The following is a 14,479-nucleotide window of genomic DNA, read 5'->3' as shown; positions in this document are numbered from 1 at the left end:
ACCCGTTTCAGTTTATTCTGAATCTAGTAACATCAGGACATGGCGAGTGACCACCAGCGGGACCGGTTCGTGGAGCGGATGGGCGGCGCGCTGGCCTCGGCCGGGCTCGCGCGCCTCCCTTCACGGATGTTCGCCGCGCTGCTCATCGACGAGGACGGCCGGATGACGGCGGCCGAGCTGGCCGCGGTCCTCGGGGTCTCCCCGGCCTCGGTCTCCGGCGCGGTGCGCTACCTCGACGGTGTGGGCATGATCCGTCGGGAGCGGGACCGCGGCTCTCGGCGTGACATCTTCGTGGTCGACGACGACGCCTGGCACGACACCCTGATGCGCGCCGACCAGATCTACGCTCCCATGCGGGCCGCCCTGCGACGGGCACTGGAGGAGCTCGCGCCCGAGGATCCGGCCCACCGGCGGCTGCGGCTCTCGGACGAGTTCCTCAGCTTCATCCTCGACGAGCTCGCCGCGATGAACGAGCGGTGGGCGGCCCGGGTCAAGGAGCTGGGTCTCTGAGCGGTCCCGGTCAGGCGTTGACGACGTCGACGCCCACGGCGCACGCCTCCCGAACCGCCTCCTCGAGCACCGACCGGCGCGGGTCCGGTACGGCGAGCCACGGCCCGGTCACCTCCAGGCCGCGCAGGCGTGGGTCGGCGAGCACCTCCTCGACGGCGGTGTGGTCCCCGCCCGTGGCGAGCGGTCCGCGCAGACCCGCGAGGATCCGGGCGGCATGGTCGGCCGCGGCCTCGTAGGCCTGCCGCGCCTGGTTGTCGCGGCGGCGGGCGAACCGCTGCTGGCTCTGGCCGCCGGCCTTGGTGCGGCCCTGCACGTGGCGCTGCCCGACCTTGCTGTCGGTCATCCGGAGCCCAGCCAGGCGGGCGACGGCGAAGCCGCCCTTGCGGACCAGCAGCACGCCCCAGTCGCCGGGGACCGAGACGCTGCCCGCGAACACGGCCGGGTCGGCGGGGCCGCCGTACGCCGTGGCGAACGGCAGCCGCGCGTCGAACGTGGAGCCGTCCTCGGCCGCACCGCACAGCGCGCCGTCATCGACGCTCAACAGCGTCGTGCCGTGCCGGGTCGTGAAGTTCGCGACCCAACGCTCGAGGCGCTCAGCGGGCACCCGGACCGTGTTCACCGGAGCAAGCCTAGTGACGCGGCGCCCGACCACTTCGGGTCGTGAGGCAGAGCTTCGCTCTGCCTCACGCCTCAGACGTTGAAGCCGAGGGCGCGCAGCTGCTCGCGGCCGTCGGGGGTGATCTTGTCGGGACCCCACGGCGGCATCCACACCCAGTTGATCGCGACGTCGTTGACGAGGCCCTCCAGGGCACCCACCGTCTGGTCGGTGATGACGTCGGTGAGCGGGCAGGCCGCCGAGGTGAGCGTCATGTCCAGGACGACGTTGGTGGTCTCGTCCACGTGCACGCCGTAGACCAGGCCCAGGTCGACGACGTTGATGCCCAGCTCGGGGTCGATCACGTCCTTCATGGCCTCGGTGACGTCATCCACGGAGACGGTGGAGGTGGCGACCCCTCCGGTCGCCTCCGGGACCTCGGGCAGGTCAGAGTGGTCAGACATGGGAATCCTCCTGGGCTCGGGCGAGGGCGTCCTGGTAAGCCATCCACGACAGTAGTGCGCACTTGATGCGGGCCGTGAGCTTGGCCGCTCCGGCGAAGGCGATCGCGTCCTCGAGGACGTCCTCGTCGGGCTCGACCCGGCCCTTCCCCCGCATCATCTCGAGGAAGGCGTCGAAGATCGGTCGGATCTCGGCCGTCGTCTTGCCGATCAGCAGGTCGGACATCACCGACGCCGACGCGGACGAGATCGAGCAGCCCTGGTTGTCGTAGGAGATGTCGCGCACGACGTCGCCGTCGAGGTGCAACCGGAGGGTGACCTCGTCGCCGCACGTCGGGTTGACGTGGTGGACCTCGGCCTCGAACGGCTCGCGCAGGCCGGAGTTCAGCCGACGCTTCGCGTGGTCGAGGATGATGTCCTGGTACAGGGAGTCGAGATCTTGGCTCATCACTCAACCCAACTTGAAGTACGAGCGGGTGTATTCCAGGGCCTCGACGAGCGCGTCGATCTCCGCCGGCGTCGTGTAGAGGTACGACGACATCCGGGTGGAGCTCTGCACGCCGAAGCGGGCGTGCGCGGGCTTCGCGCAGTGGTGGCCGGCCCGGACCGCGACCCCGCGCGAGTCGAGCACCTGCGCGACGTCGTGCGGGTGCACCCCGTCGATCTCGAAGGCGATCGCTCCGCCGCGGTCCTTCGCGGAGAGCGGACCGAGGACTCGCAGGCCGGGCACGGTGGCGAGCCCGTCGAGCGCGTACGCCGTGATCGCCTGCTCGTGCCGGTGGATCGCGTCCAGGCCGATCATCGAGAGGTAGTCGACCGCTGCGCCGAGGCCCACGGCCTCGACGATGGGCGGCGTACCGGCCTCGAACTTGTGCGGGATCGGGGCGTACGTCGAGCGCTCCATCCGCACCGTCTCGATCATCTCGCCGCCACCGAGGAAGGGCGGTAGCTGGTCGAGCACCTCGCGGCGGCCCCAGAGCACGCCGATGCCGGTCGGCCCGACGACCTTGTGGCCGGTGAACGCCAGCAGGTCGGCACCCGACGCGACCACGTCCACGGGCAGCTGAGGAGCGGCCTGGGAGGCGTCGACCACCACGAGCGCGCCGACCTCGTGGGCCCGCCGAGCGATCTCGGCGACCGGGTTGATCGTGCCGAGCATGTTCGAGACCCAGGTGAGGGCGACCACCTTGGTCCGCTCGGTGATCAGCGAGTCGATGTTCGAGAGGTCGAGCCGGCCGTCGTCGGTGAGACCGAACCAGCGCAGGGTCGCGCCCGTGCGCTCGGTCAGCAGCTGCCACGGCACGATGTTGGAGTGGTGCTCCATCTCGGTGATGACGACCTCGTCGCCCGCGCCGAGAGCCCCGACTCCGTTCACCCGGTCGCCCCGCGCCCAGGACAGGGTGTTGGCCACCAGGTTGAGCGCCTCGGAGGCGTTCTTGGTGAAGATCACCTCGTCCCGGCTCGGCGCGTTGATGAACGCCGCGACCTTGTCCCGCGCCGCCTCGAACGCCTCCGACGACTCCGCGCCGAGCTGGTGCATGGCCCGGGCGACGTTCGCGTTGTGCCGTTCGAGGTGGTCGACCATGGTGTCGATCACGACCTGCGGCTTCTGCGAGGTGTTGGCGCTGTCGAGGTAGACCAGCGGCAGACCACCCGCGAGGGTCCGATCCAGGATCGGGAAGTCCGCGCGGATCACCTCCAGCTCGGGGAGCAGGCCGGCCAGCTGGGTCGTCGTCATCTCAGACCGCCGCCCCAGCGACGTACTTCTCGTAGCCGTGGGCTTCAAGGTGCTCGGCGAGCTCGGGGCCGCCGGACTCCGCGACCTTGCCGTCCACGAAGACGTGGACCTGGTCGGGGGTGATGTAGCGCAGGATCCGCGTGTAGTGGGTGATCAGCAAGACGCCCTTGCCCTCCTGGGCGCGGAACCGGTTCACGCCCTCGGAGACGACCTTCAGCGCGTCGATGTCCAGGCCGGAGTCGGTCTCGTCGAGGATCGCGACCTGCGGGTTCAGCAGCTCGAGCTGGGCGATCTCGTGGCGCTTCTTCTCGCCGCCGGAGAACCCCTCGTTGACCGACCGGGTGCCGAACGACGGGTCCAGGTTCAGGTTCGCCAGGGCGCTGTTCACGTCCTTGACCCAGGTGCGCAGCTTCGGCGCCTCGCCGTCCAGCGCCGTCTTGGCCGTACGCAGGAAGTTCGAGACCGAGACGCCGGGCACCTCGACGGGGTACTGCATCGCCAGGAAGAGCCCCGCGCGGGCTCGCTCGTCGACGGTCATCGCGAGCAGGTCCTCGCCGTCGAGGGTGACGCTGCCGCCGGTGATGGTGTACTTCGGGTGGCCGGCGATCGAGTAGGCCAGCGTGGACTTGCCCGACCCGTTGGGCCCCATGATCGCGTGCGTCTCGCCGGCCTTGATGGTCAGCGTGACGCCCTTGAGGATCTCCTTGGGACCGTCCTCGGTGTGGACCGAGACCTGAAGGTCCTTGATCTCGAGCGTGCTCATGTAGGGGTGACTCCGTTCAGGGTGGTGGTGGTGTCGACGTAGATGTCGTGGGTGCCGTCGGGCAGCGCCCGGACCTCCACGGGGAAGGTCGAGACGGGCTCGGTGGCGGGGAGGCTGGTGGGCTTGCCGGTGCGCAGGTCGAAGCGGGAGCCGTGCAGCCAGCACTCGACGGTGCAGTCGCTGACCTCGCCCTCGCTGAGCGGGACGGCCTGGTGGGAGCAGAGGTCCTGGACCGCGAAGAACTCGTCCTCGTGGCGCGCCACCGCGACGGCGTACGCACCGATCGTGACCGCGAGGGCCTCGTCGGTCGGCACCTCGTCGGCGGCGCAGGCACGCTCGAAGCTCACGACGCCTCCTCGGCCGGGCCGTCGGCGCCGGCGTGCAGGACGTTCTTCGTGAGCTCGACCTCGACCGTGGCGAGCAGCCGCTCCTCGACCGACGGGATCCCGACCTTGCGGATCAGGTCGTTGAAGAAGCCGTGCACGACCAGGCGCTGGGCCTCCTTCTCGGACACGCCCCGCGAGCGCAGGTAGAACAGCTGCTCGTCGTCGAAGCGGGCGGTCGCCGAGGCGTGTCCGGCCCCGTCGATCTCACCGGTCTCGATCTCGAGGTTGGGCACCGAGTCGGCCTGGCAGCCGTCGGTGAGCACCAGGTTGCGGTTCTCCTCGTAGGTCTCGATCCCCTCCGCGACCTTGCGGATCAGCACGTTGCCGATCCAGACCGTGTGCGCCCCCTGACCCTGGAGCGCGCCCTTGTACAGCACGTGGCTCTTGGTCTTGGGGGCCGTGTGGTCGGCGAACAGGCGGTGCTCGAGGTGCTGACCCTCGTCGGCGAAGTAGAGCCCGAGCAGCTCGGCCTCGCCGCCGGGCCCGGCGTACTCGACGTTGGCGTGCATCCGGACCAGGTCGCCGCCGAAGGAGATCGAGGTGTGCTTGACGCTCGCGTCGCGGCCGACCCGGATGGCGTCGCGGCCCAGGTGCACCGCGTCGTCGTCCCAGTCCTGCAGGGTGAGCACGTTGACCCGCGCGCCGTCGCCCACGAGGACCGTGGTGATCGCCGCGTAGCGCGCGGAGCCGGTGTGGTTGACCACGATCGTCACGTCGGCGTTGGCGCCGACCCGGACCAGCAGCCGACCCCAGACCAGGTCCTCGACGGACTCGCCGTGCAGGTGCAGCACGACCGGATCGGTGATCGCCGCCTCGGCGGGCACCTCCAGCAGCATTGCCCGGCCGGCATTGGCGGCGGCCAGGGCCGACGGGCGGTCGTTGGGGGCGAGCTCCCCGAGCGCCAGGACCTCCTCCGCCGCCACCTCGCGCAGGGTGACCCCGTCGGGCACCGTGGTCTCCCAGGTCAGGTGCGCCTCGGACGCCGCGCCGTCGAGGATCCCGCGCAGCCGCTTGAGCGGCGTGAACCGCCAGATCTCCTCGCGACCGCTCGGGACCGGGTGGTCCTCGAGGTCGTAGGACGCGGGCGGGTTCAGGTGGCTCTCCACCCGATCCACCTCGAGAGCAGCGGACAGACTCTCGATAGCGGTCTCAGTAACTGTCACGTGACTACGTCTACTTTCTCTACTACGTGCGGAAGGCTGGGGACTGACTCCCCCCGCGGAACAGGATCGGGGGCCGGCGCGGCGGCGAAGCCGACGCGTCAGCCCACGGCTCCTTCCATCTGGAGCTCGATCAGCCGGTTGAGCTCCAGGGCGTACTCCATCGGCAGCTCCTTGGCGATCGGCTCGACGAAGCCGCGCACGATCATCGCCATCGCCTCGTCCTGCTCCATGCCGCGCGACATCAGGTAGAAGAGCTGGTCGTCGGAGACCTTCGAGACACTCGCTTCGTGGCCCATGGAGACGTCGTCCTCGCGGATGTCGACGTAGGGGTAGGTGTCGGAGCGGCTGATCTGGTCGACCAGGAGCGCGTCGCAGAGCACGTTCGACTTCGAGCCGTGGGCGCCCTCGTTGACCTGGATCAGGCCGCGGTACGACGTACGCCCACCGCCCCGCGCGACCGACTTGGACAGGATGGAGGACGAGGTGTGCGGCGCCGCGTGCACCATCTTGGCGCCCGCGTCCTGGTGCTGGCCCTCGCCGGCGAACGCGATGGACAGGGTCTCGCCCTTGGCGTGCTCGCCCATCAGGTAGACGGCGGGGTACTTCATGGTCACCTTGGAGCCGATGTTGCCGTCGACCCACTCCATGGTGGCGCCGGCCTCGCAGGTGGCCCGCTTGGTGACCAGGTTGTAGACGTTGTTCGACCAGTTCTGGATGGTCGTGTAGCGGCACCGGCCGCCCTTCTTGATGATGATCTCGACCACCGCGGAGTGCAGCGAGTCCGAGCTGTAGACCGGCGCCGTGCAACCCTCGACGTAGTGCACGTACGCGCCCTCGTCGACGATGATCAGGGTCCGCTCGAACTGGCCCATGTTCTCGGTGTTGATCCGGAAGTAGGCCTGCAGCGGGATCTCCACGTGCACGCCCGGCGGCACGTAGACGAACGAGCCGCCCGACCACACCGAGGTGTTCAGCGCGGCGAACTTGTTGTCGCCGACCGGGATGATCGTCCCGAAGTACTCCCTGAACAGGTCCTCGTGCTCGCGCAGTGCGGTGTCGGTGTCGACGAAGATCACGCCCTGCTCCTCCAGGTCCCCACGGATCTGGTGGTACACGACCTCGGACTCGTACTGCGCGGCGACACCGGCGACCAGGGCCTGCTTCTCCGCCTCCGGGATGCCGAGCCGGTCGTAGGTGTTCTTGATGTCCTCCGGCAGGTCCTCCCACGAGGTCGCCTGCTTCTCCGTGGAGCGCACGAAGTACTTGATGTTGTCGAAGTCGATGTCGGAGAGGTCGGAGCCCCACGACGGCATCGGCTTGCGGTCGAAGAGCTTCAGGCCCTTCAGCCGGAGGTCGAGCATCCACTGCGGCTCGCCCTTCTTGGCCGAGATGTCGCGCACGACGGCGTCGTTGAGGCCGCGCTGCGCGGTGGCGCCGGCGGCGTCCGAGTCGGCCCAGCCGAACTCGTAGCGACCGATGCCCTTGAGCTCCGGGTTGAGTTCTTCGATGGAGGTCATCTGCTGACGTGCTCCTTCTTCTCGGTGGTCATGGGCTTCTCGGCGGATGCGGGAAGATCGGGGATGGAGGTGGTGCAGACCCCGTCGCCGTGGGCGATCGTGGCCAGGCGTTGGACGTGCCGGCCGAGGACCCTGCTGATCGCCTCGGTCTCGGCCTCGCACAGCTGGGGGAACTCGTGGGCGACGTGGGAGACCGGGCAGTGCTGCTGGCACAGCTGCTCCCCCACGGGCACGTCGCGCACGGCGGCGGCGTACCCCTCCTCGGTGAACACCCGGGCCAGGATCTCGGCCGGGGCCAGCTCGGGCCGGTCGGCACGGAGGTGCTCGAAGCGCTCGGAGATGAAGGAGGCCCGGCGGACCGCGAACTCGCGGACCGCGTCGGTGCCGCCCGTCTCGGAGAGGAAGCGCAGCGCCTGCACGGCGAGGTCGTCGTACTGCTGGTCGAAGCCGTCCCGGCCGGACTCGGTCAGGGCGAAGACCTTCGCCGGTCGACCCCGGCCACGGCCGGTCAGGCTCCGCGGTTCCCGGGCCTCGACCGCGCCCTCCTCGAGGAGCTGGTCGAGGTGGCGCCGCACGGCGGCGGGCGTCAGGTCGAGCCGCTCGGCGAGCGCCGCGGCGGTGGACGGTCCGTTGTCGAGGATCGACCGCGCCACGCGCTGGCGGGTGGGCTGGTCGTGCCCGGCCGACGCCGCGTCAGGAGGGACCTCGTGGAATTCCACAACGCCAGTGTGCCGTTATTGACCGGGACGCTTCAAGTAAGGTGAGCCTAACCCTGTTTTGCCATCCGCCTCCCGTGGGTGACACTGGAGATCCACGCCGCAACGACGCCGCGACCACGCCGACCCGAAGGTCTCCTGCCTCCCGCATGATCGCCCGTCTTCGCGCCGTTCTCGGCTCCCGCACCGTGCTGGCTCTCGGGGTGCTCGTCAGCATCCTCGTCCCCGTGCTCACGCTCCCCCGGCTCCCGGAGGTCTCGCTCTGGCCGGTGCTCGCCGGGCTGCTCCCGTGGGTGGTCGGCAAGTACCTGCTCTGCCCGCTCCGCTGGCGGGCGCTCACGGACGCCGACCTGTCGCGCCGCTGGCACCTGCGTGCCTACGCCGAGTCCGAGCTCCTCGGGTTGCTCACCCCCGGCCACGTCGGCGCCGACCTGTGGCGGCTCAAGCGGCTCACCGGCACCGGGCTCGGTCGCGGCGACGCGGTCCTGAGCGTGGGCACCGACCGCCTGGTCGGCGCCCTGGGACTCGCCGCGTTCGTCGCGTGCGCCGGTACGGCGCTGCCGCTGGACCTGATCCTGCCGGTGGCGTTCCTGTCCCTGGCCGCCGTCGTAGCCGTCCTGGTGCTGCGCCGGGTCCGGCCCGACCTGCTCCCCAGCCGCCCGCTGCCCCCGTGGCGCACCCTGCTCCACGGGCTGGTGCTCTCCGCGGGCTACCAGCTCTCGATCGCCGCGCTGCTCCTCGGCGCGGTGGCCGCCACCGGGAACACCGTGTCCCCGCTCGCCGTGCTGGGCGCGTTCGGGGCCAGCCAGCTGGCCGGAGCGGTCCCCGGCCCCAACGGCGCGAGTCCGCGCGACGGCGCGCTCGTGGTCGCGCTCGTCGCCGCCGGCGTACCCCTCGCGGCGGCCGCCGCCGCGGTGACCCTCAAGGCCTCGGTCGCCTGGTTGCCCGCACTGGCGCTCGGCGGCACCAGCCTCCTCGCCGGTCGCCGGACGGCGACCGTGGCGGCCTGACCCGGCCCCGGTCCGAGCCAACTCGGGACCTTCGCCCCACGACGCGGGGGCGCCGGCACGGCAGCATCGATCGTGGGCCACCCCGACGCCGACACCCGAGCGCAGGCAGGAGGCCAGGGGAATGTTCATGCCGCACCCCAGCGTGCTCCGGCGCCGCAGGGTGCGCTGGGTCCTCGGCCAGGTCGCGATCGTGCTGCTCGGGCTCTTCTGCTACTTCCAGGTGCGCGGCCTGACTGCGACCGAGCCGTCGACGGCCGAGGCCCATGCCCGTGACATCGTGCGGGTCGAGGAGCGGCTCGGGATCGACGTCGAGGGGGCGATCCAAGCCCCGGTCACCCTGTCCCCCGTGCTGGAGACGGCGGCGAACTGGGTCTACATCTGGGGGCACTGGCCGGTGATCGTGCTGACCATGGCGTGGCTGGTGTGGCACCACCGTCCGGCGTTCCTGCGCCTGCGCGACGGGATGCTGGTCTCCGGGGGGCTCGGGCTGATCGTCTATGTCACCTACCCGGTGGCCCCGCCGCGGCTGGTCGACCCGGACCTGGTCGACACCGTCACCGAGAGCTCCCACGCCTACCGGGTGCTGCAGCCGCCGAACTTCGTCAACCAGTACGCCGCGATGCCGAGCCTGCACGCGGGCTGGGACCTGCTCGTCGGCCTCGCGATCGCCACGGCCGCGACCACGCTCGCCCTGCGGTGGGTGGGGTTCGTGCTCCCGGCGCTGATGGCGCTCTCGGTCGTGGCCACCGCCAACCACTACGTCCTCGACGTCGTGGCCGGCCTCGGACTCGCCCTCATCGGTCATCTCGCGGCGATCCTTCTCGCGCGCCGACGCGAACGACCGGCGCGCGTCGAGAACCGGCAGCCGGTCGGATGAGCCCGCTCGCGATCGCCCACCGGGCCGGCAACTCCCTCGCCGGCCTGCACGAGGCGAACCTGCTCGGCGCCGACGTGATCGAGTGCGACGTGCACGCCCACCGGGGGCGTCTCGAGGTGCGGCACCTCAAGACGGCCGGACCGCTGCCCTTCCTGTGGGACCGATGGGAGCTCGCCTCCGCCGCGGCCCCTCGTCTCGGGCTCGCCGAGCTCCTCGACGCCGACCGGCGCGGGACGACGTTCATGCTCGACCTGAAGGGACGCTCGGTGTCGACCGGCCTGGCAGTGGCCGGGCTGCTGCACGAGCGCGCGCACCAACACCCCGTGCTCGCCTGCGGACGGTTCTGGCCGGCGGTGGAGGCCGTCGCCCGGCTGCCCTACGTCCGTCCCGTCCTCTCCGCGCGCAACCGCGCCGAGCGCGCCGCGCTGCTCCGCTGGATCGACCGGGCTGACCGGTCCGACCGGCCGGCGCCGTACGGCGTCTCGCTGCACCGCTCGCTGCTGGACGCGAACCTGGTCGGCCGGCTGCGGGGCGCCGTCGAGGTCGTGATGACCTGGCCGATCGACGACCTCGAGTGGCTCGACCGCGTCGTGGGGCTCGGCGCGAACGGCGTGATCACCAACGAGCCGGAGATCCTGCGTGAAGTGCGCCGACGCAGGGCCTGACCCGTCAGAGCGGCCACCACTCGCTCTCCCTAGACTGGTGCGGTGCCCGCGCCCGACCCCACCGTTCCCGCGGTCTCGGTCGACGGCCTGGAGATGCGCTACGGCGACAAGGTGGCCGTCGACGCGCTCTCGCTGAACGTGGAGCGGCACACCATCACCGCCGTCCTCGGCCCGAACGGGGCAGGGAAGACCACGACGCTCGAGACCTGCGAGGGCTACCGCCGCCCGCAGGCCGGCACAGTGCGGGTGCTCGGTCTGGACCCGATCCGCGACCGGGCCGAGCTGCTGCCCCGGATCGGCGTGATGCTCCAGGGCGGCGGTGCCTGGAGCGGCGTGCGGGCCCGGGAGATGCTCGACCACGTCGCGAAGCTGCACGCCCACCCGCTGGACACCGAGATGCTCTCCGAACGCCTCGGCCTGGCCGACTGCGGGCGCACGCCCTACCGCCGGCTCTCCGGCGGGCAGCAGCAGCGCCTCGGCCTCGCGATGGCGCTGGTCGGCCGGCCTGAGGTCGTGTTCGTCGACGAGCCCACCGCGGGCATGGACCCCCAGGCACGGCGCACCACCTGGGAGCTGCTCGAGGAGCTGCGCGGCGACGGCGTGACCGTGGTGCTCACCACCCACTACATGGACGAGGCCGAGCGGCTCGCGGACCGGATCCACATCATCGACCACGGCCGGCTGATCGCCTCCGGGACGCCGCTCGAGCTGACCCGCGGCGGCACCCACGCCACGATCCGGCTGGTGGTGACCAGGCCGTTCCCCCCGGGCTCGCCGGACTCGCTGGCGCACACCCTCGGCGAGCACACCGAGGTCACCCAGCTCGACGCTCTCAGCCTGATGGTGACGGGCCCGGCCGACGCCTCCACGCTCGCCAAGGTCTCGCGCTGGTGCGAGGAGAACAACGTGCTCCCCGAGTCCCTCACGCTGGGACAGCGCAACCTCGAGGACGTCTTCCTCCAGCTCACCGGACGGGGGCTGGCGCCATGAGCCCGGCGACCCGACGACCGACCGGACGACCGAGTGGCACCTTCGCACCTCGGCCCGGCGCGGCCCCCCTGCACCGCCAGGTGCTCGCCCAGGCGGCGATGGAGTCCCGGCTGATGCTCCGCAACGGGGAGCAGCTGCTGCTGGCCGTCGTGATCCCCGTCATCGTGCTCATCGGGGGCGTCGCCGGCGCGGAGCGGGTCGGCATGGACCTCTCGCACGCGCCCGTGGACGTCTTCGCGCCGGGCGTCCTGGCGCTCGCCGTGATGTCCACCGCGTTCACGTCGCTGGCCATCGCGACCGGATTCGAGCGCCGGTACGGCGTCATCAAGCGCCTCGGCTCCTCCCCGCTCCCCCGGTCGGGCCTGCTGGCGGGGAAGATCGGCGGCCTGCTCCTCATCGAGGCGCTCCAGGTGCTGGTGATCTCGCTGGTGGCGCTCGCGCTCGACTGGGACCCCGAGCCGGGCGTGCTGGGCGCGCTCCTCGCCGTGGTCCTCGGCACCGCGGCGTTCGCCTCGCTCGGCCTGTTCCTCTCCGGAGTGCTGCGCGCCGAGGCGACCCTCGCGGCCGCCAACCTCGTCTATCTCCTGCTGATGGCCGGTGGCGCGGTCGTGCTGCCCGTCTCGGCGTACGGCTCCTTCGGCGAGGTGGTCCGCTGGCTGCCCTCCGGCGCCCTCGGCGGCGCGATGCGGGAGGCGCTCATCGACGGGGCGACGGCCTGGACCGACCTGGCCGTGCTGCTCGCGTGGGCGGTGCTCGGCACCGCCCTCACCGCCCGGACCTTCAAGTGGGAGTGATGGATCGACTGACCTTCCGGCTGCGCCACCTCCACGACTGGCTGCGCGGCTGGGGCTGGGCCTCGCTGGTTGCCAACGGCGTCCTCGTCGTCACCGGGGGCGTGGTCCGCCTGACGGGCTCCGGCCTCGGCTGCCCGACCTGGCCGCGCTGCACCGAGGAGTCGTTCACGCCGCACGGCGCCTACGACGTGCACTCGGCGATCGAGTTCGGCAACCGGCTGCTGACCTACGTGCTCACCGCGGTCGCGATCGGCACCTTCCTCGCGGCCTGGCAGTCCGGTCGGCGGGAGCTGCGCGTGCTCGCCCTGGTCATGGGCCTGGGCATCCCGGCGCAGGCCGTGATCGGCGGCATCACCGTCCTCACCGACCTCAACCCGTGGATCGTGTCGCTGCACCTGCTCCTGTCCCTGGCGATCATGGGCCTCGCGGTGCTCTTCCTGCACCGGATCGGCCAGCCCGCGCCCGCCGTACCGCCGCGGGGCGGGCTGGTGGGGCTCGCCTGGGCGACCTTCGCCGCCGCCTGGGCCGTGCTCTACGTCGGCACCATCGTCACCGGCTCCGGCCCGCACGCGGGCGATGCGGACTCGGCGCGCAACGGGCTCTCCCCGCTCCAGATGAGCCAGCTGCACGCCGACGGGGTGTTCTTGTTCGTGGGGCTCACCGTGGGGCTGCTGTTCGCCGTGGTCGCGGCCGGCGCGCCCGCCTCGACCCGGCAGGCCGTGGTGGTGCTGCTGGTCGTCGAGGTCGCCCAGGGGGCGATCGGCTTCGTGCAGTACTTCACCGACCTCCCGGTCGTCCTGGTCGGCTTCCACATGCTCGGTGCGGCCTGCACCTCCGCCGCCGTCACCTGGGCCCTGATCCGGGTGCGCGAGCCTGCGGGTCTCCCCGGCTCTCCTGTCCCACCTGTGGCGTCGTAGCGCCTGGGTCGGACGGTCCGGGTCGGGCGTTGCCTGGCGTGCGGGTGGTCGCGATCGACTCCCGGCCGGGGTCTCCCCGGCGGACCGGGGAGACCCGCACGACTCGCGATGCCGCTGCGGCGGGTCGTGCGGGTCTCGATCGACAGGGTGTGCTGCGAGGCCCCGCCTCGGTCGACCGCGCCCGGCCCGCACCCCCGTGGGCAGGCCGGCCGCCGTCACCCCTCAGACGCCGGAGCGCCCCCGGAGGTTGCAGGCGGGGCGCGACTTTCTCGGACGAGTTGCTCCGGAGCCCGGCGTTATCGTCCCGGCGCCAAGCGATGGCGCCAGGCCCCCGGGGCTCCTCAGCCGGCCAGCAGCGGGTCGAGCGCGACCGCGACGAACAGCAGCGAGAGGTACAGGTTCGAGGAGTGGAACAGCCGCATCGGCTGGATCACCGAGAGGCTCTCGGTGTCCCGGGAGCGGGCCCACATCCGGTGTGCCTCGAGCAGGAAGACGGCACCGAGGACGCCGGCGGCGATGGGGTAGAAGATCCCGGTGCCGGCGACCGGCCACAGCAGCAGCGAGGTCGCGACCATCACCCAGCTGTAGATGACCACCTGGCGCCCGACCTCGCGCGCCGGCGCGACCACGGGGAGCATCGGGACGTCGACGTTCGCGTAGTCCTCGCGGTAGCGCAGCGCCAGCGCCCAGGTGTGCGGCGGGGTCCAGAAGAAGACCACGGCGAACAGCACGACCGGCACCCAGGACAGCGACCCGGTGACCGCCGTCCAGCCGATCAGGGCGGGGAAGCACCCGGCCAGGCCGCCCCAGACGATGTTCTGGGTGGTCCGGCGCTTGAGCAGCATCGTGTACACGAGCACGTAGAACGCGTTCGCGGCCACCGACAGCGCCGCCGAGAGCGGGTTCACCCAGACGTACAGGATCACCGTCGACAGGATCCCGAGCACGAACCCGAACACCAGGGCCGCGGCCGGCGACACGATGTGCCGCGGCAGGGCCCGGCGGCGGGTCCGCCGCATCTGCTCGTCGATGTCCCGGTCGTAGACGCAGTTGAACACCGACGCCGACCCGGCCGAGAACGCGCCGCCGACGACGGTCGCCACCACCAGCCAGAGCTCGGGGATGCCGCGGTCGGCGAAGAACATCACGGGGACAGTGGTGAGCAGCAGGAGCTCGATCACCCGCGGCTTGGTGAGCCCGACGTACGCCGCCAGGACGTCCTTGACGCTCGCCCGTTCGGCCACGGACTGCTGGGCAGCAGAGGCCGACTGGCCGACGTACGTCACAGGGGATCCTCGGGCGGGGACAGGGGTACCAGCAGGTAGCAGGACTGCCGCGAGTCTATCCGAGGACCCTGCGGAACGATCCGCGCGCCCG

General features: G+C 71.4%; 17 protein-coding genes. 7 read left to right on the top strand and 10 right to left on the bottom strand.

Annotated elements, in window-relative coordinates:
- The first annotated feature begins 39 nt into the window (after positions 1–39).
- Positions 40–510, top strand: a complete 471-nt coding sequence (locus NOCA_RS14440; protein ID WP_011756002.1) for a GbsR/MarR family transcriptional regulator — start codon at positions 40–42, stop codon at positions 508–510.
- Positions 511–520: 10 nt separating this feature from the next.
- On the opposite strand, the gene NOCA_RS14435 is transcribed toward NOCA_RS14440, so the two are convergent.
- The 9 genes from NOCA_RS14435 to NOCA_RS14395 all read right to left on the bottom strand — a co-directional run bounded on the left by NOCA_RS14435 (position 521) and on the right by NOCA_RS14395 (position 7,852).
- The gene (locus tag NOCA_RS14435) at positions 521–1,129 is read right to left on the bottom strand and encodes an acVLRF1 family peptidyl-tRNA hydrolase (RefSeq protein WP_011756001.1); all 609 of its coding nucleotides are present in this window, start codon (positions 1,127–1,129) and stop codon (positions 521–523) included.
- Between the two features lie 71 nt (positions 1,130–1,200).
- Entirely contained in the window at positions 1,201–1,569 is a 369-nt protein-coding gene (locus NOCA_RS14430) for a metal-sulfur cluster assembly factor (RefSeq protein ID WP_011756000.1), read from the bottom strand.
- Positions 1,562–2,014, bottom strand: a complete 453-nt coding sequence (gene sufU / locus NOCA_RS14425) for a Fe-S cluster assembly sulfur transfer protein SufU (protein ID WP_011755999.1) — start codon at positions 2,012–2,014, stop codon at positions 1,562–1,564. The genes NOCA_RS14430 and sufU overlap by 8 nt, the downstream gene beginning before the upstream one ends.
- Before the next feature lie 3 nt (positions 2,015–2,017).
- Positions 2,018–3,304, bottom strand: coding sequence for a cysteine desulfurase (locus NOCA_RS14420; RefSeq protein WP_011755998.1), 1,287 nt, complete (start codon positions 3,302–3,304; stop codon positions 2,018–2,020).
- A gap of 1 nt (position 3,305) precedes the next feature.
- On the bottom strand, positions 3,306–4,067 hold the full coding sequence (gene sufC / locus NOCA_RS14415; protein WP_011755997.1) for a Fe-S cluster assembly ATPase SufC: 762 nt from the start codon (positions 4,065–4,067) through the stop codon (positions 3,306–3,308).
- Positions 4,064–4,414 carry a non-heme iron oxygenase ferredoxin subunit gene (locus NOCA_RS14410; protein ID WP_011755996.1) on the bottom strand — a complete coding sequence of 117 codons (351 nt, stop codon included), beginning with the start codon at positions 4,412–4,414 and terminating at the stop codon, positions 4,064–4,066. The genes sufC and NOCA_RS14410 overlap by 4 nt, the downstream gene beginning before the upstream one ends.
- A complete protein-coding gene (sufD, locus tag NOCA_RS14405; protein ID WP_238383354.1) occupies positions 4,411–5,559 on the bottom strand; it encodes a Fe-S cluster assembly protein SufD in 1,149 nt (382 codons plus the stop codon). The genes NOCA_RS14410 and sufD overlap by 4 nt, the downstream gene beginning before the upstream one ends.
- A gap of 155 nt (positions 5,560–5,714) precedes the next feature.
- Complete coding sequence (gene sufB, locus NOCA_RS14400) at positions 5,715–7,133, bottom strand: Fe-S cluster assembly protein SufB (protein WP_011755994.1); 1,419 nt, start codon at positions 7,131–7,133, stop codon at positions 5,715–5,717.
- Positions 7,130–7,852: a helix-turn-helix transcriptional regulator gene (locus tag NOCA_RS14395; protein WP_011755993.1), complete on the bottom strand. Its 723-nt coding sequence runs from the start codon at positions 7,850–7,852 to the stop codon at positions 7,130–7,132. Before NOCA_RS14395 ends, sufB begins: the two co-directional genes overlap by 4 nt.
- 146 nt (positions 7,853–7,998) lie before the next feature.
- On the opposite strand from NOCA_RS14395, the gene NOCA_RS14390 reads away from it, so the two are divergent.
- From NOCA_RS14390 to NOCA_RS14365, 6 genes are all read left to right on the top strand, one after another.
- The gene (locus NOCA_RS14390; RefSeq protein ID WP_011755992.1) at positions 7,999–8,859 is read left to right on the top strand and encodes a lysylphosphatidylglycerol synthase domain-containing protein; all 861 of its coding nucleotides are present in this window, start codon (positions 7,999–8,001) and stop codon (positions 8,857–8,859) included.
- A 127-nt stretch (positions 8,860–8,986) separates the two neighbouring features.
- A complete protein-coding gene (locus NOCA_RS14385) occupies positions 8,987–9,736 on the top strand; it encodes a phosphatase PAP2 family protein (RefSeq protein WP_140403833.1) in 750 nt (249 codons plus the stop codon).
- On the top strand, positions 9,733–10,401 hold the full coding sequence (locus NOCA_RS14380; protein WP_011755990.1) for a glycerophosphodiester phosphodiesterase: 669 nt from the start codon (positions 9,733–9,735) through the stop codon (positions 10,399–10,401). The genes NOCA_RS14385 and NOCA_RS14380 overlap by 4 nt, the downstream gene beginning before the upstream one ends.
- 42 nt (positions 10,402–10,443) lie before the next feature.
- Positions 10,444–11,391: an ABC transporter ATP-binding protein gene (locus NOCA_RS14375; protein WP_011755989.1), complete on the top strand. Its 948-nt coding sequence runs from the start codon at positions 10,444–10,446 to the stop codon at positions 11,389–11,391.
- A complete protein-coding gene (locus tag NOCA_RS14370; RefSeq protein ID WP_011755988.1) occupies positions 11,388–12,185 on the top strand; it encodes an ABC transporter permease in 798 nt (265 codons plus the stop codon). Before NOCA_RS14375 ends, NOCA_RS14370 begins: the two co-directional genes overlap by 4 nt.
- Entirely contained in the window at positions 12,185–13,102 is a 918-nt protein-coding gene (locus NOCA_RS14365; protein WP_011755987.1) for a COX15/CtaA family protein, read from the top strand. The genes NOCA_RS14370 and NOCA_RS14365 overlap by 1 nt, the downstream gene beginning before the upstream one ends.
- Positions 13,103–13,443: 341 nt before the next feature.
- Here the strand turns inward: NOCA_RS14365 and NOCA_RS14360 are convergent, their stop codons facing one another.
- A complete protein-coding gene (locus NOCA_RS14360) occupies positions 13,444–14,388 on the bottom strand; it encodes a heme o synthase (protein WP_011755986.1) in 945 nt (314 codons plus the stop codon).
- Positions 14,389–14,479 lie beyond the last annotated feature (91 nt).

It is taken from the genome of Nocardioides sp. JS614 (genome assembly GCF_000015265.1).
In the GTDB taxonomy this organism is placed as follows: Bacteria; Actinomycetota; Actinomycetes; order Propionibacteriales; family Nocardioidaceae; genus Nocardioides.
This window is presented reverse-complemented; position numbering and strand designations above follow the sequence as displayed.

What these genes read in the sequence shown, in the direction of transcription:
- NOCA_RS14390 (WP_011755992.1), top strand. Translation starts at nt 7,999, where the DNA reads ATGATCGCCCGTCTTCGCGCCGTTCTCGGCTCCCGCACCGTGCTGGCT.
- NOCA_RS14430 (WP_011756000.1), bottom strand. Translation starts at nt 1,569, where the DNA reads ATGTCTGACCACTCTGACCTGCCCGAGGTCCCGGAGGCGACCGGAGGG.
- NOCA_RS14440 (WP_011756002.1), top strand. Translation starts at nt 40, where the DNA reads ATGGCGAGTGACCACCAGCGGGACCGGTTCGTGGAGCGGATGGGCGGC.
- NOCA_RS14380 (WP_011755990.1), top strand. Translation starts at nt 9,733, where the DNA reads ATGAGCCCGCTCGCGATCGCCCACCGGGCCGGCAACTCCCTCGCCGGC.
- sufB (WP_011755994.1), bottom strand. Translation starts at nt 7,133, where the DNA reads ATGACCTCCATCGAAGAACTCAACCCGGAGCTCAAGGGCATCGGTCGC.
- NOCA_RS14365 (WP_011755987.1), top strand. Translation starts at nt 12,185, where the DNA reads ATGGATCGACTGACCTTCCGGCTGCGCCACCTCCACGACTGGCTGCGC.
- sufU (WP_011755999.1), bottom strand. Translation starts at nt 2,014, where the DNA reads ATGAGCCAAGATCTCGACTCCCTGTACCAGGACATCATCCTCGACCAC.
- NOCA_RS14385 (WP_140403833.1), top strand. Translation starts at nt 8,987, where the DNA reads ATGCCGCACCCCAGCGTGCTCCGGCGCCGCAGGGTGCGCTGGGTCCTC.
- sufC (WP_011755997.1), bottom strand. Translation starts at nt 4,067, where the DNA reads ATGAGCACGCTCGAGATCAAGGACCTTCAGGTCTCGGTCCACACCGAG.
- NOCA_RS14370 (WP_011755988.1), top strand. Translation starts at nt 11,388, where the DNA reads ATGAGCCCGGCGACCCGACGACCGACCGGACGACCGAGTGGCACCTTC.
- NOCA_RS14420 (WP_011755998.1), bottom strand. Translation starts at nt 3,304, where the DNA reads ATGACGACGACCCAGCTGGCCGGCCTGCTCCCCGAGCTGGAGGTGATC.